The organism is Streptomyces sp. RP5T (genome assembly GCF_003933965.1).
In the GTDB taxonomy this organism is placed as follows: domain Bacteria; phylum Actinomycetota; class Actinomycetes; order Streptomycetales; family Streptomycetaceae; genus Streptomyces.
Genome location: NZ_RSAJ01001242.1, coordinates 1 through 614 on the forward strand (window position 1 = coordinate 1; position 614 = coordinate 614).

1 protein-coding gene is annotated in these 614 nt (G+C 75.2%); it reads left to right on the forward strand.

The window, feature by feature from the left end:
- The coding region (locus EHS43_RS45635; RefSeq protein ID WP_260471042.1) for a peptidoglycan-binding domain-containing protein at positions 1-302 on the forward strand (302 nt) is incomplete at its 5' end.
- Positions 303-614: the final 312 nt, after the last annotated feature.

Here is a 614-nt window from a genome sequence, read left to right on the forward strand (position 1 = left end):
GACGTATGCGCAGCGGATCGAAGTCCTCCGCCGCGACGAAGCCGGCGGCCGGGGCGGACGCGGCGCAGGAGACCGCGCCGCCGGTACTGCGGCGGGGATCCGAGGGCCCGGAGGTGGTCGAACTCGAACTACGGCTCACCCAGGTCGGCCTTTACGGCCGCAAGCCCTCCGGCCACTACAACGAGGGGGTCGAGGACGCGGTCGCCACGTACCAGTGGCAGCGGGGCCTCCAGGGGTCGGAACGCGGGGTGTACGACCTGCCGACCCGGGAACGGCTGGAGTCGGAGACCAGCGAGCCGTAGCCCGCCCCGCGAGCACGGCGCCTGCCTTACGGGGCGTGGTAGCCCGCCCCGCGAGCGCGGCGACTGCCGCACGGGGAGCCACAAGCCGCCGAAGCTGTCGCTGCGGAGCCGGAGGCCGGCCGCGCGCAGAGTGTGCGCCGCACGTGACCCCGCAGACCGGCCCCGCGCACACGGCGCCCGCCCTGCAGGGAGCCGTAGACACCCCGCGAGCGCGGGCACCTGCCCTGCAGGGAGCCGTAGACACCCCGCGAGCGCGGGCACCTGCCCTGCAGGGAGCCGTGGACCCCCGCGAACACGGCACCTGTCCTACGT